Annotated in this window: 12 protein-coding genes and 1 other RNA gene; 9 read left to right on the forward strand and 4 right to left on the reverse strand. The window is 71.2% G+C overall.

Translation table 11 applies throughout. The features are described from left to right. Positions 1–44 precede the first annotated feature (44 nt). Positions 45–4880: an NAD-glutamate dehydrogenase gene (locus GEV43_RS20475; protein WP_160822043.1), complete on the forward strand. Its 4836-nt coding sequence runs from the start codon at positions 45–47 to the stop codon at positions 4878–4880. Between the two features lie 192 nt (positions 4881–5072). Here GEV43_RS20475 and GEV43_RS20480 read toward each other — a convergent pair whose 3' ends face one another. The 3 genes from GEV43_RS20480 to prfB all read right to left on the reverse strand — a co-directional run bounded on the left by GEV43_RS20480 (position 5073) and on the right by prfB (position 8293). Further along, positions 5073–5978, reverse strand: coding sequence for a hypothetical protein (locus tag GEV43_RS20480; protein ID WP_160822044.1), 906 nt, complete (start codon positions 5976–5978; stop codon positions 5073–5075). Between the two features lie 152 nt (positions 5979–6130). Continuing rightward, positions 6131–7072 (reverse strand): hypothetical protein, encoded by a 942-nt coding sequence (locus GEV43_RS20485; protein WP_160822045.1) that lies wholly within the window; start codon positions 7070–7072, stop codon positions 6131–6133. Positions 7073–7183: 111 nt separating this feature from the next. Then, complete coding sequence (gene prfB / locus GEV43_RS20490; RefSeq protein ID WP_160822046.1) at positions 7184–8293, reverse strand: peptide chain release factor 2; 1110 nt, start codon at positions 8291–8293, stop codon at positions 7184–7186. Positions 8294–8431: 138 nt separating this feature from the next. Between prfB and GEV43_RS20495 the strand changes: the two genes are divergently transcribed. Further along, positions 8432–9493: a hypothetical protein gene (locus GEV43_RS20495; RefSeq protein ID WP_160822047.1), complete on the forward strand. Its 1062-nt coding sequence runs from the start codon at positions 8432–8434 to the stop codon at positions 9491–9493. Between the two features lie 203 nt (positions 9494–9696). Here GEV43_RS20495 and GEV43_RS20500 read toward each other — a convergent pair whose 3' ends face one another. Then, positions 9697–9879: a hypothetical protein gene (locus GEV43_RS20500; RefSeq protein ID WP_160822048.1), complete on the reverse strand. Its 183-nt coding sequence runs from the start codon at positions 9877–9879 to the stop codon at positions 9697–9699. A gap of 486 nt (positions 9880–10365) precedes the next feature. Between GEV43_RS20500 and ftsE the strand changes: the two genes are divergently transcribed. From ftsE to GEV43_RS20535, 7 genes are all read left to right on the forward strand, one after another. After that, positions 10366–11055 (forward strand): cell division ATP-binding protein FtsE, encoded by a 690-nt coding sequence (ftsE, locus tag GEV43_RS20505; RefSeq protein WP_160822049.1) that lies wholly within the window; start codon positions 10366–10368, stop codon positions 11053–11055. A 163-nt stretch (positions 11056–11218) separates the two neighbouring features. Continuing rightward, a complete protein-coding gene (gene ftsX / locus GEV43_RS20510) occupies positions 11219–12124 on the forward strand; it encodes a permease-like cell division protein FtsX (protein ID WP_160822050.1) in 906 nt (301 codons plus the stop codon). A gap of 45 nt (positions 12125–12169) precedes the next feature. Next, positions 12170–13417, forward strand: coding sequence for a S41 family peptidase (locus GEV43_RS20515; protein ID WP_160822051.1), 1248 nt, complete (start codon positions 12170–12172; stop codon positions 13415–13417). Between the two features lie 4 nt (positions 13418–13421). Beyond that, positions 13422–13895 carry an SsrA-binding protein SmpB gene (smpB, locus tag GEV43_RS20520; RefSeq protein ID WP_160822052.1) on the forward strand — a complete coding sequence of 158 codons (474 nt, stop codon included), beginning with the start codon at positions 13422–13424 and terminating at the stop codon, positions 13893–13895. A gap of 9 nt (positions 13896–13904) precedes the next feature. Continuing rightward, positions 13905–15926: a penicillin-binding transpeptidase domain-containing protein gene (locus tag GEV43_RS20525; RefSeq protein WP_175250103.1), complete on the forward strand. Its 2022-nt coding sequence runs from the start codon at positions 13905–13907 to the stop codon at positions 15924–15926. A 351-nt stretch (positions 15927–16277) separates the two neighbouring features. Beyond that, positions 16278–16650, forward strand: a transfer-messenger RNA (tmRNA) gene (gene ssrA, locus GEV43_RS20530). A gap of 790 nt (positions 16651–17440) precedes the next feature. Beyond that, positions 17441–17593, forward strand: a complete 153-nt coding sequence (locus GEV43_RS20535; protein WP_160822053.1) for a hypothetical protein — start codon at positions 17441–17443, stop codon at positions 17591–17593. Positions 17594–17656: the final 63 nt, after the last annotated feature.

Below are 17656 nucleotides of genomic sequence, written 5' to 3' on the forward strand. Positions count from 1 at the left end.
GGCGCCACAACGAGGTGGCGAAGGGTCTCATAGGGGAGTTGTTGATGGGCGGCAAGCTCGATCAAGCGAAGGACGACCTGCTCCGGCGGGCGGCTGAGACGTGCGCCCAGCGCCCGGGAGCGCGCGGCGACCTGGAGGAGTCGGTCGACTACCTCCGGCTGTACTACCGCCACGTCGCGCCCGAGGACGTCCTCGCCCGCGATCCGGCGGACCTGTGCGGTCCGGCGATGGCGCACCGGCTGCTCGGCGAGGAGCGCCCGCAGGGCCGCGCCAAGGTGCGGGTGTTCACGCCGACGCTGGAGGAGAACGGCTGGGACCCCGGCCACACCGTCCTCCAGGTCGTGACCGACGACATGCCGTTCCTGGTCGACTCGGTGACGATGGAGCTGAGCCGCCACCAGCTCGCCACCCACCTGATCGTCCACCCGCTGCTCGGCGTGGACCGCGACGTGGCCGGACACCTCAAGGGCTTTCGCGGCAAGCAGGACGACACCGCCGATATCGACGAGTCGTGGATCCACATCGAAGTGGACCGTACCAGCGACCGCGAGCAGCTCGACGCGCTGGAGCGCGACCTCCAGCGGGTCCTGCACGACGTGCGGGTGGCCGTCGAGGACGCCCCGAAGATGAGCGCCCGCACCGGCGAGATCGCCGAAGAGATCAAGCGCAATCCGCCGCCGCTGTCCGAGGGCGAGCGCGGTGAGGGCGTCGAGCTGCTCGAATGGCTCGGCGACGGGCACTTCACGTTCCTCGGCTACCGCGACTACACCCTCACCGAGGACGGCACGGCGCTGCGGCCCGAGCCCGGCACCGGCCTCGGCATCCTGCGCAACGACAAGCGCGAGTCCGACAGCTTCGCCGCGCTGCCGCCCGAGGTCCGCGAGAAGGCGACCGAGAAGCGGCTGCTCGTGCTCACCAAGGCCAACTCGCGGTCCACCGTGCACCGCTCGGCCTACCTCGACTACATCGGCGTGAAGAAGTTCGACGCGAACGGCGAGGTCATCGGCGAGCGCCGGTTCCTCGGCCTGTTCACCCACGTCGCCTACAGCGAGTCGATCGCGCACGTGCCCGTCCTCAAGGGCAAGCTGGAGGAGGTGCTGCGCCGCGCCGGGTTCACCCACGACAGCTACGACGGCCAGGACCTCATCGAGATCCTGGAGAGCTACCCCCGCGACGAGCTGTTCCAGATCTCCGTGGACGACCTGCTGCCGATCGCGCTCGGCGTGCTGCGGCTGCGCGAGCGCCGCCAGCTCAGGCTGTTCCTGCGCAAGGACCTGTACGGCCGGTTCATGTCCTGCATGGTGTACCTGCCGCGCGACCGCTACACCACCAAGATCCGGCTGCGCATCCAGGAGATCCTGCGCCGCGCGTTCGACGGCGTCAGCGTCGACTACAGCGCCAACGTCACCGAGTCGATGCTCGCCCGGCTGCACGTGGTGGTGCGCGGCGAGCGCGGCCGGCCGCTGCCCGACGTCGACCACGGCGACCTGGAGGCGCAGCTCGCCAACGCGACCCGCTCCTGGGCCGACGACCTGGCCGACGCCATCGTCGACCAGTGCGGCGAGGAGCGGTCGGGCACGCTCGCCCGCCGCTACGCCGAGGCGTTCCCCGAGGGCTACAAGGCCGACTTCCCGGCCCGTACCGCGGTCGCCGACCTGCGCCGCCTGGACGCGCTGACCGAGGACGCCGACACCTCGATCAACCTGTACGAGCCGTACGGCGCGACGCCCGGCGAGCGCCGCCTGAAGATCTACCGGCTGGGCGAGCCGATCTCCCTGTCGCGGGTGCTGCCGCTGCTCCAGAACATGGGCGTCGAGGTCATCGACGAGCGGCCGTACGAGATTATGCCCGCCGACCGCAAGCGGGCCTGGATCTACGACCTCGGCCTGCGGTACGAGCCGCCCGCCGACGCCCCCGAGGAGGCCGTCAAGGGCCTGTTCCAGGACGCGTTCATCGCGCTGTGGCGCGGCGAGATCGAGAACGACGGGTTCAACGCGCTCGTCCTCCACGTCGGGCTGAACTGGCGGCAGGCGATGATCCTGCGCGCCTACGCCCTGTACCTGCGGCAGACCGGGATCACGTTCTCCAAGCGCTACATCGAGCAGGTGCTGCTGCGCAACGCGCAGATCACCCGGCTGCTCGTCCGGCTCTGGGAGAGCCGCCTGGACCCGTCGCTCGCGGGCGGCGCGGAGGAGCGCGGCCTCGGCATCACCGAGGAGCTGACCGGCAAGCTCGACGAGGTCGCGAGCCTCGACGAGGACCGCATCCTGCGCGCCTACCTCGCGCTGATCCAGAGCACCCTGCGCACCAACCACTACCAGGGCAAGCCGTACCTGGCGCTGAAGTTCGACCCCGAGCGCATCCCGGACCTGCCGCTGCCGCGCCCGAAGTTCGAGGTCTTCGTGTACTCGCCGAAGGTCGAGGGCGTCCACCTGCGGTTCGGGTCCGTCGCGCGCGGCGGGCTGCGCTGGTCGGACCGGCGCGAGGACTTCCGCACCGAGATCCTCGGCCTGGTCAAGGCGCAGGCGGTGAAGAACACCGTGATCGTCCCGGCCGGGGCGAAGGGCGGGTTCGTCGGCAAGCAGCTCCCCGACCCGTCCGACCGCGAGGCGTTCATGAAGGCCGGGATCGCCTGCTACAAGGACTTCATCTCCGGCCTGCTCGACGTCACCGACAACCTGGTGGACGGCAAGGTCGTCCCGCCGCCGAACGTCGTCCGCCACGACGGCGACGACACCTACCTGGTCGTCGCCGCCGACAAGGGCACCGCGACGTTCTCCGACCTCGCCAACGAGGTCGCCGCCGAGTACGGCTACTGGCTCGGCGACGCGTTCGCCTCCGGCGGCTCGGTCGGCTACGACCACAAGGGCATGGGGATCACCGCGCGCGGCGCGTGGGAGTCGGTCAAGTACCACTTCCGCTCGGTCGGCAAGGACATCCAGCGCGAGGACTTCACCGTCGTCGGCGTCGGCGACATGTCCGGCGACGTGTTCGGCAACGGGATGCTGCTGTCGGAGCACATCAGGCTCGTCGCCGCGTTCGACCACCGGCACATCTTCATCGACCCCGACCCCGACCCGGCGCGCTCGTTCACCGAACGCCGGCGGATGTTCGAGCTGCCGCGCAGCTCGTGGGCCGACTACGACACCTCGCTGATCTCCAAGGGCGGCGGCGTGTTCCCCCGCACCGCCAAGTCGATCAAGCTGACGCCGCAGATCCGCGCGGCGCTCGGCATCGACGCCGACGTCAAGGCGCTCCCGCCGTTCGAGCTGATCCGCGCCGCGCTGAAGGCCCCGGTCGACCTGCTGTGGAACGGCGGCATCGGCACCTACGTCAAGGCGTCCATGGAGAACAACGCCGACGTCGGCGACAAGGCCAACGACACCGTCCGCGTGGACGGCGCCGACCTGCGCTGCAAGGTGGTCGGCGAGGGCGGCAACCTCGGCCTCACCCAGCTCGGCCGGATCGAGTACGCGCGGGGCGGCGGACTCGTCAACACCGACTTCATCGACAACTCCGCCGGAGTGGACACCTCCGACCACGAGGTCAACATCAAGATCCTGCTCGACCAGGTCGTCCGCGACGGCGAGCTGACCCGCAAGCAGCGCGACCACCTGCTGTACGAGATGACCGACGAGGTCGGCATGCTCGTCCTCGGCGACAACTACGCGCAGAACGTCGTGCTCGCCGCCGCCCGCGCGCAGGCCCCCGCGATGCTGCACGTGCACGCCCGGCACCTGCGGCGCCTGGAGCGGGAGGGCCGCCTCAAGCGGCGGCTGGAGTTCCTGCCCGACGACAAGGCCCTCGCCGAGCGCCGCCAGTCCGGGCACGGCCTGACCAGCCCCGAGTTCTCCGTCCTCCTGGCGTACGTCAAGATGACCATGGAGGACGAGCTGGTCAGCTCCGACCTCGCCGATGACCCGTACCTGGCCTCGTGGCTGGTCGGCTACTTCCCGACCCCGCTGCGCGAGCGGTTCCGCTCGTACATGGACCGGCACCCGCTGCGCCGCGAGATCATCACCACCGAGGTGGTGAACGACGTCGTCAACCGCTCCGGCACCACGTTCGTGTTCCGGATGAACGAGGAGACCGGCGCGTCGTCGTCCGACATCGCCCGCGCCTACCTGGTCGCGCGCGAGGTGTTCGACATGCCGCGCTTCTGGACCTCGGTCGAGAACCTGTCGCACCAGGTGGACGGGGCGACGCAGATCGCGATGATGCTGGAGGCCCGCAAGCTCACCGAGCGCGGCGCCCGCTGGCTGCTGCACAACCGGCGGCCCCCGTTCGACATCAGGGAGACCATCGGGTTCTTCGCGCCGGGAGCGGTCGCGCTCGGCGAGCAGCTGCCGAAGCTGCTGGTCGGCCTCGACCTCACCGCGTTCGAGCAGCGCCGCGACGGTTTCGCCGAACGCGGCGTGCCCGACGAGCTGGCCGAGCAGTGCGCGGTACTCGTCTCCGCCTACTCCACGTTCGACCTGGTGGAGATCGCGCACGACACCGGTCGCCCGGTCGAGGAGGTCGCCGAGGTCTACTTCGACCTGGCCGACCGCCTCCAGCTCTCCCGGCTGCGCGAGCGCATCATCGCGCTGCCCCGCGACGACCGGTGGCGCTCGATGGCGCGCTCCGCGCTGCGCGACGACCTGTACGCGGCGCACGCGGCCCTGACCCGCGCCGTCCTCGTGTCGAGCCTCCCGGGCGCCCAGCCCGAGGAGCGCATGGCGCACTGGGCGAAGCAGAACGTCACCGCCGTGACCCGGGCCCAGCAGACGCTCGGCGAGATCTGGGAGAGCGAGAGCTTCGACCTCGCCACCCTGTCGGTCGCCCTCGGCGCGATCCGCACCCTGGTCACCGCCAGCGCCCTCCCCTCCACAGAGGCGTAGCCGCCGGCGCGCCGTCCGCGACACCCCGCGAACGGCGCGCCGCCCCCAACACACGAACGCGGAGCCTCAGCGGACGGACGCTGAGGTTCAGCGCACGGAGGCGGAGGCTCAGCGCACGGACGCCGCGGCTCAGCGCACGAGTGTCGCGGCTCAGCGCGCGAACGCCGAGGTTCGGCGGACCAGCGTCGCAGCTCAGTGGACGAGCGCCGAGGTGAGGGAGACCGACTCGCCGAGGACTCGTCCCTTGCCTGCCGCGGGGGAGTAGCCGATGGCCAGCCACTGCCACATCGCCTGGACGGTTCCCTCGGGATCGTCGCCGTCCTTCGCCAGGTAGTCGCGCAGCTCGCCCGGCAGCCGCGACGCGGAGCCGCCGGTCAGCTCCTGCCGCTGCGTGAGGCCGTACCAGACCAGCGATCCGCCGTCCTTCGTGCGCAGGGCGTACGGGACGCCGGGCCCCGGGGTGACGCGGCCGGGGCCCGTCCGCCAGTCGCCCCGCGCCGTCGCGCGGGCCTTCACCGAAACCTGGTCGGGCACCAGTCCCGACTCGTCCCCGGCGGTCAGGTACGCCGCGTGCGCGGCGGGCAGGTCCCGCCCGGACGCCGGGATCGCGTAGCCCTGCGAGTCGTATGCCAGCTCGGGCGGCCTGCCCTTGAACGCCAGCCAGTGCGCCGCCCGCCAGTCGTCCTTCGCCCGCTCCTGGACGAACACCGCCAGGATCTGCTGCTCTTTCCCGTCAGAACGCTCCAGCAGCGCGGCGGCGAACCATTTCGGGTAGCCCTCCTGGCGCGGCACGTACAGCACCGGGTTGTGCAGGGAGATCTTCGCCGAGCCGGGCATCTTCCCGTACGTCCGGACCCGTGCGCCGACGGGCGCCGCCAGCGCTCCCGCCACGGTGTCGCGCCACAGCCGCTCGTCGCCGGAGGTGATGGCCTCGTTGTGCCGTTCGGCCCACGCGTCGAGGACCTTCCCGGACTCGTCCGCCGAAACGGCCGGATCCCCGGTGTCCGCCGCGTCCGCCGTCCCCGTGTCCGCCCCGCCGTCCGAACACCCGGCCAGAACGGACACACCGGCTAGGCACAGGGCCACGAATCGGCGCATACCCACCCCAGTGAACCAGCCGGCAACGGACGCCGCGCCAGTGTAGACGCCCCACCCTCCTTCGCTGAGGTCGTGGGGCGGGCCGCCGGATGCCGGTGCGGTTCCACTGCAGCGGTCGAGAGGAGCGGGACCGCACCGGCACCCGACGGAGTTCAGGAGCCCTTGGCGGCGACGGCCTTGCGGTACATGCCGGTGACCGTGGCGCGGCCCTTGGGCGGAACGGCGGCGAGGTACTGCACCAGGACGGTGGTGTCCACGCGCGTCCTGGCGGACCTCGCCGGGGCGAGACCGACGAGATCGCCGGTCACGGCCAGTTTGCCCCGCTCGGTGGTGGTGTACGCCTCGTTCTGCTTGACGGCGTACCAGACCAGGGCGCCGCGGTCGCGGGTGCGCAGGGCGAACACCGGGCCCGGCGCCGGGCTGAACCGGGACACCAGGCCGATGCCCTGCCCCTTCAGCGCGGCCTCGCCCTGGACCAGTGCGCGGTACGCCTGGTCCGTCTTCGGACCGGGGCCGAGGGCCGACGCGCCGGGCGCCTTCGGACCGCCGTTGAACAGGGCGGAGTGGGCGCGCGGCAGGTCGGCCGGCGTGATCGCCAGGCCCTTGAGCCCGGGATCGACCGGGCTGGCGTAGCCGTCGGGGTCGAGGGCGACACGTCCGAGGGACGCGTCGGTGGGGAGCGGGTCGGCGGCCAGCAGCCACGGCGCGCCCGCCTTGGCCTGCGTGAACAGCAGCGCGTGCCGCAGGGTCTCCTTGCCCTGCCCGCTGATCGCGTCGGCGGCGAACCAGCGCGGATAGCCGGCCATGCGCGGAACGTAGAGCGCGGTGTGGCTGAACGTGCGCGACGGCGCCCTGCGCTTGGTGACCCGGCGCATCTTCAGCGCGGCGGCGTCCATCGCGAGCTGCGGGTCGGTCTCGGCGGACGCCAGCGACCTCGGCGCGTCGCGGCTGTAGCGGGCGATGACCTCCTGGGCCTGCTCGCGCGTGAGCGCCGGGGGTTCGGAGCCCGCGGACGAGCTGCTTCCGCAGGCCGCCGCGCTCGCCAGCAGCAGGCAGGGCGGCAGGAGCAGTGCGGTGAGGTTGCGTGCGGGCATGCGCGGCCCCCGGGGGAGTGGCTTTCCGGTCCAGCGGCCATCATCGCAGGGTGACCGCACAGTCACGCAGCGAATGGGGAATGTCGCTCGGGACGCGCCCCGGCGTCCGGGTCAGGCGGTCTCCTGCTGGCGCATCCAGCGGATCTCGGCCTCGATGAACTCGTCGATCTCGCCGTCGAGCACGGCGCCCGGATTGCCGACCTCGACGCCCGTGCGCAGGTCCTTGACGATCTGGTACGGGTGCAGCACGTAGTTGCGGATCTGCGTGCCCCAGCTGCTGGTGCCCTCGCCGCGGAGCGCGGACATCTTGTCCGCCTCCTCCTGGCGCTTGCGCTCCAGGAGCTTGGCCTGGAGCACGTTCATCGCGGTGGCCTTGTTCTGGAGCTGGCTGCGCTCGTTCTGGCAGGACACGACGATGCCGGTCGGGATGTGGGTGATCCGCACCGCCGAGTCGGTCGTGTTGACGCCCTGCCCGCCCGGACCGGAGGAGCGGTAGACGTCGATGCGCAGCTCGCTCTCGTCGATGTCGACGTGGTCGCTCTGCTCGACGACCGGCACGACGTCCAGCCCGGCGAACGACGTCTGCCGCCGCCCCTGGTTGTCGAACGGCGAGATGCGCACGAGCCGGTGCGTGCCGTGCTCGCCGCGCAGCGTGCCGTAGGCGTAGGGGGCCTTCACCGTGAACGTGGTCGACTTGATCCCGGCCTCTTCGGCGTAGGAGGTGTCGTAGACCTCGGTGGGGTAGCCGTGCCGCTCGGCCCAGCGCAGGTACATCCGCTGGAGCTGCTCGGCCCAGTCGGCGGCGTCGACCCCGCCCGCCTGCGCGTTGATGGTGACGAGGGCTTCACGCGCGTCGTACTCGCCCGACATCAGCGTGCGCACTTCGAGCTGCTGGATCGCCTTGAGCAGGCCGGTCAGCTCGCCCTCGGCCTCGGTGCGCGCGTCGGCGTCGTCCATCTCCTGGGCGAGTTCGAGCAGGGTGCCCGCGTCGTCGAGCCGCTGGCGCAGGCCCTCGACCCGGCCGAGCTCGCTCTCCAGGTACGACAGCCGGCGCGTCACGGACTGGGCGCGCTCCTGGTCGTTCCACAGGTCAGGGTCGGCGGACTGCTCCCTCAGGTCGGCGATGTCGCGCCGCATCCCGTCGAGGTCCAGCACCTGCTCGATGCCGGTGAGAGTCGAGCCGAGCTCCTTGAGCTGTTCTTCGGGGTCGATTCCTGCCACGCTCTTGAGCCTATCGCCGTCCCGGCAGTGCCCGAGCGTCCGTCACTACCCTGTGGATGGCAGAATCACGGGGCAGCGTGGCGGAACGGGACGGATCCGCCCAGGCGATCCGTTCGGAAAGGGCCGGGGGTAGCGGCGGTGCACAGGACCTCGCGGGCGGTGGCCGCGCTGCTGCTGGCGGCGCCCCTGGCGGCGGCCGGGTGCGGCGGGGGCGACAAGCCGCGCGCGGTGCGTCCGACCCCGGTGCCGACCACGCCGAAGCCGGTGGCGGTGCCGCTCACCCCGCAGGTCGCCGCGCGGCAGTTCCAGACCTATGTCGCCAACGAGGACGTGGCGCGTGCGGCGGCGGACGAACGGCTCGCGCTGACCTGGACGTCCGACGGGCAGTCGCAGCTCACGGCCGCGGCGTTCCGCAAGGCCGCGTTCGACGGCGACCCCGTCAGCCGCTACGCCTACGGCACGCCCAAGCTGTACGTGCCGCGGCTCAAGCCCGACGTGTTCCCGCAGTGGTTCGTGGCGTCGGTGCGGCGTTCGGAGCAGGGCGAGGAGAAGAGCGCCCGCACGGCGCTCATGGCGTTCATCCTGCGCGGCCCGTCCGACCGGTGGAAGCTCAGCCTCACCACGCTGCTCGCGCCGAAGGCCAAGGAGCCGAAGGTGCTGCTCGACCAGGAGGGGTACGCGGCGCCGCTCGCCGACGACGACACCTCCGTGCTGATCAGGCCGCGGGACGTGCAGGGCATCCAGGCGACGATCGCGTCGGAGGGGCCGGGCAGCGTGGCGTCCCGCATCATGAAGCAGGGGCCCGTCACCACCGGCTACTTCCGGCAGGCGAACGCGGCGAAGAAGAAGGCCAAGGCCAAGGACCTCACGCAGACGGTCGTGTACGTGGCGACGCCGTTCCCCTTCTTCCCCCTGCGCACCCAGCACGGCGGCGCGCTGGTGCTCTACGGGATGTTCCGCAACACCGTCATCGGGGCGAAGGACAAGCAGAACGACAAGCCGCCGATCCCGTCCGAGGCCGAGCACCTGATGGACGGCGTGGTCGAGGGCAACGAGATCAGCATGACGGTCACGTACCAGTTCGCGGCGTACGACCCGCCGCGCGCCAAGGGCAAGGACAAGGCGCAGCCGAAGGCGGACGTGGTGGCCGACGCGGGCGAGCTCACCAAGGCGACGGCCCCGCCGCCCAAGAAGCCGTGACGGACGGCTCGTTCCGCTGACGCGACGTTCACCGCGCTCCGCGTGCTCGTCGCGTTCACCGCGTTCGGAACGCGAGACGCATGGGGCTCAACGAGGCGAATGTCACCTCAAGCGGACGCCCTAGGGCGACGGGCGGAGGGCGGCGCGCCGACGGCGCGGGAACGGGAACGGATTCCGGAAAGGGCGCCCGAGCAGGCGCGGGATCAGTAGACGCGCTGGAGGACCAGGGCGACGAACAGGAGCGCGACGAGGGCGGCGAGGACGAGGGCCGGCGGGATGGCGGGGCCGTGGCGGTGCAGCTCGGAACGGGCGGCCCGGCAGGTGGGGCAGCGTCCCTCGACCACCGGGTGCGAGCACTGAGCGCAGATCAGATGTTCGCAGCTCATGGGGCTGCCTCTCCTCATAGGGAAGTTCCTGTCACTGAGAACTTTAGGTGCTATTCCGCAGTATTCGGCCTGCCCCGACTGTAAAGTCCTGATGCAGGCCGGGGCCGACAGGGTCGAGGTGGTCGATCGGCACCTCTACACTGCACGAGGACCGGACGGTCGACGGGCCGTACGGACCGGGTTCCCCGCCGGTGAGCGGCTTGGCCGCCGGTCGCCGGAGTCGGGACCAGCCCCTGGAGTACACCGTCCGCGGCCAGGCGCCCGGATCGGCAGTGCGCGTGCCCGCCAACTGGAGGTGACGTATCGGCCCGAGAGGCGGCTGTATGATGCCGCCCCAGGCAGGCCGGTCGTGTCTTCACGCTCACGTACTGCTACACAGAAACTACAGTCCGCTCCTGGGGACGACAAGAGAGAAGACGCGATTCCTCCCGTTCGTGACCGCGCGGGTCCTTCGCAAGAATGGTGCTGAACCGCCGTGATGCAGCCGTGATCCATTTCGACAACGTCACCAAGGTCTACTCGAGCCAGACCCGGCCCGCCCTCCAGCATGTGAACGTCGCCATCGAGAAGGGCGAGTTCCTGTTCCTGGTGGGTCCGTCCGGATCCGGGAAGTCGACCTTCCTGCGCCTCATCCTCAAGGAGGAACGTCCTTCCCAGGGTCACGTGCACGTGGCGGGCAAGGACCTGAGCAGGCTGAGCAACTGGAAGGTCCCGCACCTGCGCCGCAGGATCGGATGCGTCTTCCAGGACTTCCGGCTGCTCCCCAACAAGAACGTCTTCGAGAACGTCGCGTTCGCCCTGGAGGTCATCGGCAAGCCGCGGCGCTTCATCGGCAAGGTCGTGCCCGAGGTCATCGACCTGGTCGGCCTGGAGGGCAAGGCGCACCGGATGCCGGACGAGCTGTCCGGCGGCGAGCAGCAGCGCGTCGCGATCGCGCGGGCGTTCGTCAACCGGCCGATGATCCTGCTGGCCGACGAGCCGACCGGCAACATCGACCCGGCGACCTCGATCGGCATCATGAAGGTGCTGGACCGCATCAACCGGACCGGCACGACCGTCGTCATGGCCACCCACGACGCCGCCATCGTCGACGCGTTCCGCAAGCGCGTCGTCGAGCTGGAGGACGGGCGGGTCGTCCGCGACCAGTCCCGCGGCGTCTACGGGCAGGCGTACTGACCCGACCCGCCGGCCCGCCGCCCCGGCGCCCGGCACCTCCATCTGAACCAGCGGTTCGGGCAGGGTCGTACGACTTCCCGGACGGATGACATAGCCTGCTCCGGGCCCGGCCCGGCGGGCCGACCGCCCCCAGCGGGACATCGGCGATCAAGGACAGCGAGGCATGCGCGCACAGTTCGTCTTCCAGGAGATCTGGATCGGTCTCCGCCGGAACCTCACGATGACGATCTCCCTCGTCATCACCGTCGCCATCGCCATGGCACTCTTCGGCACCGGCCTGCTGATCAAGAGCCAGGTCGACGACTCCAAGAGCTTCTGGTACGACCGGATCGAGGTCTCGGTCTACCTGTGCGCCAAGACCAGCACCACGCAGGCGTGCAACAAGCAGGACGTCACCGACCAGCAGCGGACGGCCATCGAGAGCCAGCTGAAGAACCTGCCCCAGGTGGCCGACCTCCAGTACGAGAACAAGAAGCAGGCGTTCGACCGGTTCAAGGAGCGCTTCTCCGGCTCGCCCGGCTTCGTCGAGTCCACCCGCGAGGGCGACATCCCCGACTCGTACCGGATCAAGCTCAAGGACCCGTCGAAGTACGAGGAGGTCGCCAAGGTCGCGCGCGGGCTCGCCGGCGTCGACCAGGTGATCAACGAGCGGGAGATCCTCAAGCGCTTCTTCAAGATCATGGACGGCCTCCAGTGGGCCGCGCTGCTCGTCGCGCTGATCCAGGTGGTCGCCGCGGTGCTGCTGGTCGGCAACACGGTCCGGCTGTCGGCGTTCAACCGCCGCCGGGAGACCGGGATCATGCGGCTGGTCGGCGCGTCCAACACCTATATCCAGATGCCGTTCATCCTGGAGGGCGCGATCGCCGGCCTGATCGGCGGGCTGTTCGCGTCGGTGCTGCTGGTGTTCTCCAAGCTGATGCTGATCGACCGGCTCGCGGGCAACGTGGAGATGGTCAGCCAGCTCGGCTGGGGGACGGTGATCGCGGTCATCATCGTGTCGATCTGCTTCGGCGTGCTGCTGTGCGCCGTGGCGTCGTTCCTGACCCTGCGCCGCTACCTGCGGATCTGACCGTGGGCACCGGCGGGCGGGGCCGCGCGGCCTAAACTTGGCCGCATGTTCCGGTGCAACGGCCGTGTGCCGCGTGCGGCGGCCGTCGCCGCGGCGGTCGTGTGCGCGTACGGCGCCGGAGCGGTCGGCGGCACCGGCGGCGGGCACGACGCCGCGCGCTCGTCCGTCCGCGCTGACGGCCCGGTGGACCAGGTCGCGGCCGAGCTCGGCGGCCGTACGGCCCGGCGGCTCGCGCGCGGCGAGCTCGACCGCGCCGCGATCGACCGGATGCTCAAGGGCCTCGGCGACCGGTGGGCCCACTACTACTCGGCCCGCGAGTTCGACGACTTCCAGGGACGCCTCAACGGCCGCTACAGCGGCGTGGGCATCTGGCTCGGCATGTCGTCCGACGGTGAGAGGCCGGGCCCGGCGGGAGAGCCTGTGCGCTCGGACGGCGGACGTTCCGAGGACGGAGACCGGCGGGTGCGGGTGGCGAGCGTCCAGCCCGGCTCGGCGGCCGCGCGCGCGGGCGTACGCGTCGGCGACGCGATCGTCGGCGTCGGCGACACCCCCGTGGACGGCTGGGACGTCACCCGGGTCGCGGCCGCGCTGCGCGGGCGTCCCGGCACCGCGATCGAGCTCGGCGTCGTCCGCGGCCGGGACGAGTACCGCTTCCGGCTCGTCCGCGCGCCCGTCGCCACGAGCGACGTCACCGTGTCGGACCTGCCGCGGCACGTCCTGGCGGTCCGCGTCGGCGCGTTCACCCGGGGCGTCGGCGCCGAGGTGCGCGAGGCGGTCGGCGGACGGCCCGGCCACCGCCCGCGCGGCGGCGTGCTGCTCGATCTGCGCGGCAATCCCGGCGGGCTGGTGGACGAGGCGGTCGAGACCGCGTCGGCGTTCCTGTCCGACGGTCTCGTCGTGACGTACGAGCGCAGGGGCCGTCCGCCGGAGCGGCGCACCGTCACGGCGCCGGGCGACGCCGCGGTCCCGCTGGTCGTGCTCGTGGACGGCGGCACCGCGAGCGCCGCGGAGATCGTCGCCGGGTCCCTGCGCGACCGCGGCCGCGCGGTGATCGTAGGATCGCGTACCTATGGGAAGGGCTCGGTGCAGGAGCCGATCCGGCTGGCGGACGGGTCGGCGATCGAGCTGACGGTCGGTCGCTACCGCACCCCGCTCGGCCGTAATCTCGACGGGGTCGGGATCGACCCCGATGTGGCAGTCTCCGCCGACCGCCCGCCCCGAGCGGCCGAGCAGCGCGCCCAGGCGGTGCTGCGCGGGCTGCTCGCCACGATGCCGGACAAGGACCGAGGCTGATCACGTGTCACGGGAGACAGGGCGCAAGCTCATCGCCCAGAACAAGCGTGCCCGTTACGACTACCACATCGACGACACCTGGGAAGCGGGCATGGTGCTGATGGGCACCGAGGTCAAGGCGCTGCGCGCCGGCCGCGCCTCGCTCTCCGACGGGTACGCGCACGTCATGGACGGGGAGGTGTGGCTGGAGAGCGTGCACATCCCCGAGTACACCCAGGGCACCTGGACCAACCACGCGCCGCGGCGGCGCCGCAAGCTGCTGCTCAACCGGCGCGAGATCCAGAAGATCACGGCCAAGACGTCCGAGCCGGGGTGGACGCTGATCCCCCTGGCGCTGTACTTCAAGGACGGGAAGGCCAAGGTCGAGATCGGCCTGGCCCGTGGTAAGAAGGCCTACGACAAGCGCCAGGCCATCGCCAAGCGCGAGGCCGACCGCGAGATGCGCAAGGCTGCGGCGGCCCGTTTCAGGAGACGGTGAAGGGTGTCGATGACCAACCGAGGCCGGAGGCGGGCCCCCAGGAGGCACGCCGTCTCGCGCGGGACGCGCGCCCGCACCGTACGCCGCCGGACGATCTCGGTGGCGGTCTGCGGAACGCTCGTCGGCGGGCTGACCACCGGCTGCTGGGCCGAGCCGTCCGCGATGCCCGCCGTCCGCGACTTCCTGATCGCGTGGCAGGTCGGCAACTACAAGGCCGCCGCGGGCCGGACGACCGGCGTCGACCGGCACGAGGTCGAGACCGCGCTCGGCCAGGTCCGCGGGCAGCTCGACGCCGCGTCCCTCAAGCTCGCGCTCGGCATCCCGCAGCCCGAGGGCGGCGGTGACGGCGACGGGGGCGGCGACGGCGACGGGCCGAAGGCGATCGAGAAGAAGGGCGACAGCGCCCGCGCCCGCTTCTCCGTCAAGGTCGACCTCGGCGAGAACGGCCAGCCCTGGACGTACGCGGGCCTGATGAGCCTGCGGCGCAAGGGAGGCCAGTGGAAGGTCGTCTGGGACCCGTCGATCATCAACCCGCAGCTCAAGCCGGGCCAGCGGCTCGCGGTGAAGACCGAGGTGCCGCGGCGCGGCGACATCCGCGACAAGACCGGCCAGTCCATGCTGCGCAAGGTCAACGCCGTCGACGTCGGCGTGATCCCGGGGCAGCTCAAGGACCCGAAGAAGACCGTGGAGCAGCTCACCCGGTCCATCAAGATCGACGGAGCGCGCAAGCTCGACTCCGAACGGCTGCTCGGCCGGGTCCGTTCCGCCCCGCCGCAGAGCTTCCTGCCGCTGCTGACGCTCCAGCGCCCCCAGCACGACCCGCAGATCGCGCAGCTCTCGCAGATCAGCGGCTTGCAGCAGCGGGCCGTCCAGGTGCCGATCGCCCCGCGCAGCGCGTCGGAGCTGGTCGGCTCGCTCGGCCCGGCCACCGCCGACCGGCTCCAGCAGGTCGGCGCCCCCTACCAGCCCGGCGACACGATCGGCGTCAGCGGCCTCCAGCTCCTCCAGCAGCGCAGGCTCGCCGGAACGCCCACGATCCGGGTCGTCGCGCAGGACCAGAGCGGCAAGACCGTCGAGGAGCTGCGCTCGTGGGAGGGCCTGCCGCCGAAGACGCTCGACACCACGATCGACCCCGCCTACCAGGCGCGCGCCGACCAGGCCCTCGCCTCGATGCGCGTACCGGCGTCCATCGTGGCGCTGCGGCCCAGCACCGGCGAGGTTTTCGCGGTCGCCAACAAGAACGCCGGCGGGCGCAACCTCGCGATGGAGGGCAGCTACCCGCCCGGCATGACGTTCGGCGTAGTGTCCGCCGAGGCGCTGCTGCGCGGCGGGATGACCCAGGCGACCAAGACCGACTGCCCGGCCACGGCCACGGTCGGCGGCCAGACGTTCGCCAACCGCACCGGCCGCGGCCACGCGCCGACCAGCCTCGCCAACACGTTCGCGCTCGGCTGCGAGACCACGTTCGCGCAGCTCAGCGGCAAGCTGAACGCCACGACGCTGCTCGCCGAGGCGGGCCGCTTCGGCATCGGCGCCGACTGGGGCCTGTCGGTCCCGCACTTCTCCGGCAGCGTCCCGTCGCCCGCCAACGACGGCGAGAAGGCCGCCACGGCGATCGGCAAGGGCAAGGTCCGGGTGAGCCCCCTCGCCCTCGCGGCGATGGTCGGGGCCGCCGAGGTCGGCGCCTGGCGTCCCCCGTACCTGACCAGGGACACCGGGGAGCCGAAGGCGTCGCTCGTCCAGACCATCGACTCGGTGCCGCTGTCCAACCTGAAGACGATGCTGCGCCGTACGGTCACGGCCGGCACCGCCCGCAACGCCAACGCCCGCGGCGGCGGCAGCGTCTCCGGCGTCGCGGCCCTCGTCAACTACCAGGACGGCAAGCGCGTCCGGACGATCTCGTGGTTCGTGGGCTCGCGCGGCGACATGGCGTTCGCCATCGCCGTCGAGGGCCGCGTCTCCGCCACGAAGGTCGCCAAGCAGTTCCTGACCGGCGCCCCGGCGGCGAGGACCACGACCCCGGCCCGCTGACCCACCGGCACAGTCCCGTCCCACATCGTTACTGTTTTGTTGTCTCTTTACTCCGGGGGCGCAACCATCCCAGGGGCCCCGGGCGTCTTTATGGGTGACTGAGACACCGCTTGGGGGGTTGCGGACTCAGTCGCCGTGATGAGACCAGAGCCTCGTCTCGGGGGAGGCTCTGCCGTCCGGACCGGCCCGACCCTGCCGGTCGGCCCCGGTGAGCGCCTAGCGCGCTCACCGGGGCGTCACTTTTTCCGCCCCCGCCCCGGCCCGCCGGGAATCCTGTTGCCCCTGATCGCGTTATCCTTGTAGCGTCAATCGTGCGGACGTCCCCGGACGGCCGCGTTGACAACTCAACATGGGGGTGACCGGCTTCGACTTCGGTAGGTCGAGCCAGGGGAAGCGGGTCGAGGGTTGCTGTCGTGACCTCGTAAATCCTGTGACAGCAAACCAATAACTGCCAACAAGAAGCAGTCCGAGTTCGCTCTCGCCGCCTGAGCGAGTAGCGAACTCTGTCAGCCCGGGTACGTCTCCGCCCCGGGGTCTGGCATCGTAAGGAGACTCCACCTGCACACTCGGTCACGGAGCGTGTAGGGAAAACAAACAGTGACTGAGCCTGTCGGCGACTTGCCTGCGTGAGCGCCGGGGCTGAGAAAGCGACGAGCAGGCTGCGCCCGGAGAAGCCCTGACTCATCACCGAAGGACGCGGGTTCGATTCCCGCCACCTCCACGAGGCGGGCCCTCGTGCTTGTCGCGGCTTGCGCCGCGCCTGCGCCGGGGCCCGCGATGCTTTCCTGGGGGGCGACCCCCAGACCCCGAGGCGGGCCCTTGTGCTTGTCGCGGCTTGCGCCGCGCCTGCGCCGGGGCCCGCGATGCTTTCCTGGGGGCGACCCCCAGACCCCCGGCCCCAGGGGCTCCGCCCCCGGACCCCCGCCCGCAGCGGCTGGGCTTGGTGGGGTCGTTCAGGTTCGTTCACGCGGGCCCTTGTGCTTGTCGCGCTTCGCTGCGACTTCGCCAGGGGCCCGTGATGCTTTTCTGAGGGCCCCGATCCCTGAAGCGTGCCCCTTGCTTGTCGCGGCTTCGTCGCGTCCGGGGCCAGCGGGGGTGCTGTTGGTGCGTTCGGCGGCGGCGTGCTCCAGGGCCCAGGGTTCCGCCGTTGCGGGTGGTGTTGTCGGCCCACTTGGCGGCGAAGGCGCCCGCGAACAGATTGAGGCGGCTGGGTCGGCGGTCGTCCAAGCGTGGAACCGGTCGGCACAGCTCGACCACGTGACCCGGCAGGGCGCGGCGGGCGGTCTCGTCCGGCACACTCCGCGCCCGCCGTCCCGGTGGCCTGCCGCACCGCAGCTCGGCCTGCCCCCAGCGCCGCTACTGCGGTAGGAGCCCAGGCATGGCCGCCGCGAGGGGCGGAGGTCACCCTACTCCTCCTATCCAGGCACGAACTGTGATGGTCTGATTGCTGTGAGGAATCGCCTCGTCGCCGAAAAGGGTGGCGGGGACATCCCCAACGTGACCAAGGAGGAACCGTGGCTGCTCATACCCAACCCCGCGACTGCGGCCCCGTCGACCTGAACGCCCTGGCGGCGGTCCCCTCGCCGGAGACCGACAACCACTCGCGCTACTGCACCCGCATGTGCGACCTCACCTACATGTGCGACGACTACTCCACCCAAACCTGAACTTGAGCGCCCCCGGCGCCGAGAATGACCGACGCCCGCCCTCCGCTGTTTACGCGGAGGGCG

It is taken from the genome of Actinomadura sp. J1-007 (genome assembly GCF_009793335.1).
Classification (GTDB): Bacteria; Actinomycetota; Actinomycetes; order Streptosporangiales; family Streptosporangiaceae; genus Spirillospora; species Spirillospora yumaensis.

What these genes read in the sequence shown, in the direction of transcription:
- GEV43_RS20475 (WP_160822043.1), top strand. Translation starts at nt 45, where the DNA reads ATGGGCGGCAAGCTCGATCAAGCGAAGGACGACCTGCTCCGGCGGGCG.
- GEV43_RS20480 (WP_160822044.1), bottom strand. Translation starts at nt 5,978, where the DNA reads ATGCGCCGATTCGTGGCCCTGTGCCTAGCCGGTGTGTCCGTTCTGGCC.
- GEV43_RS20485 (WP_160822045.1), bottom strand. Translation starts at nt 7,072, where the DNA reads ATGCCCGCACGCAACCTCACCGCACTGCTCCTGCCGCCCTGCCTGCTG.
- GEV43_RS20500 (WP_160822048.1), bottom strand. Translation starts at nt 9,879, where the DNA reads ATGAGCTGCGAACATCTGATCTGCGCTCAGTGCTCGCACCCGGTGGTC.
- ftsX (WP_160822050.1), top strand. Translation starts at nt 11,219, where the DNA reads ATGCGCGCACAGTTCGTCTTCCAGGAGATCTGGATCGGTCTCCGCCGG.
- GEV43_RS20515 (WP_160822051.1), top strand. Translation starts at nt 12,170, where the DNA reads ATGTTCCGGTGCAACGGCCGTGTGCCGCGTGCGGCGGCCGTCGCCGCG.
- GEV43_RS20525 (WP_175250103.1), top strand. Translation starts at nt 13,905, where the DNA reads ATGACCAACCGAGGCCGGAGGCGGGCCCCCAGGAGGCACGCCGTCTCG.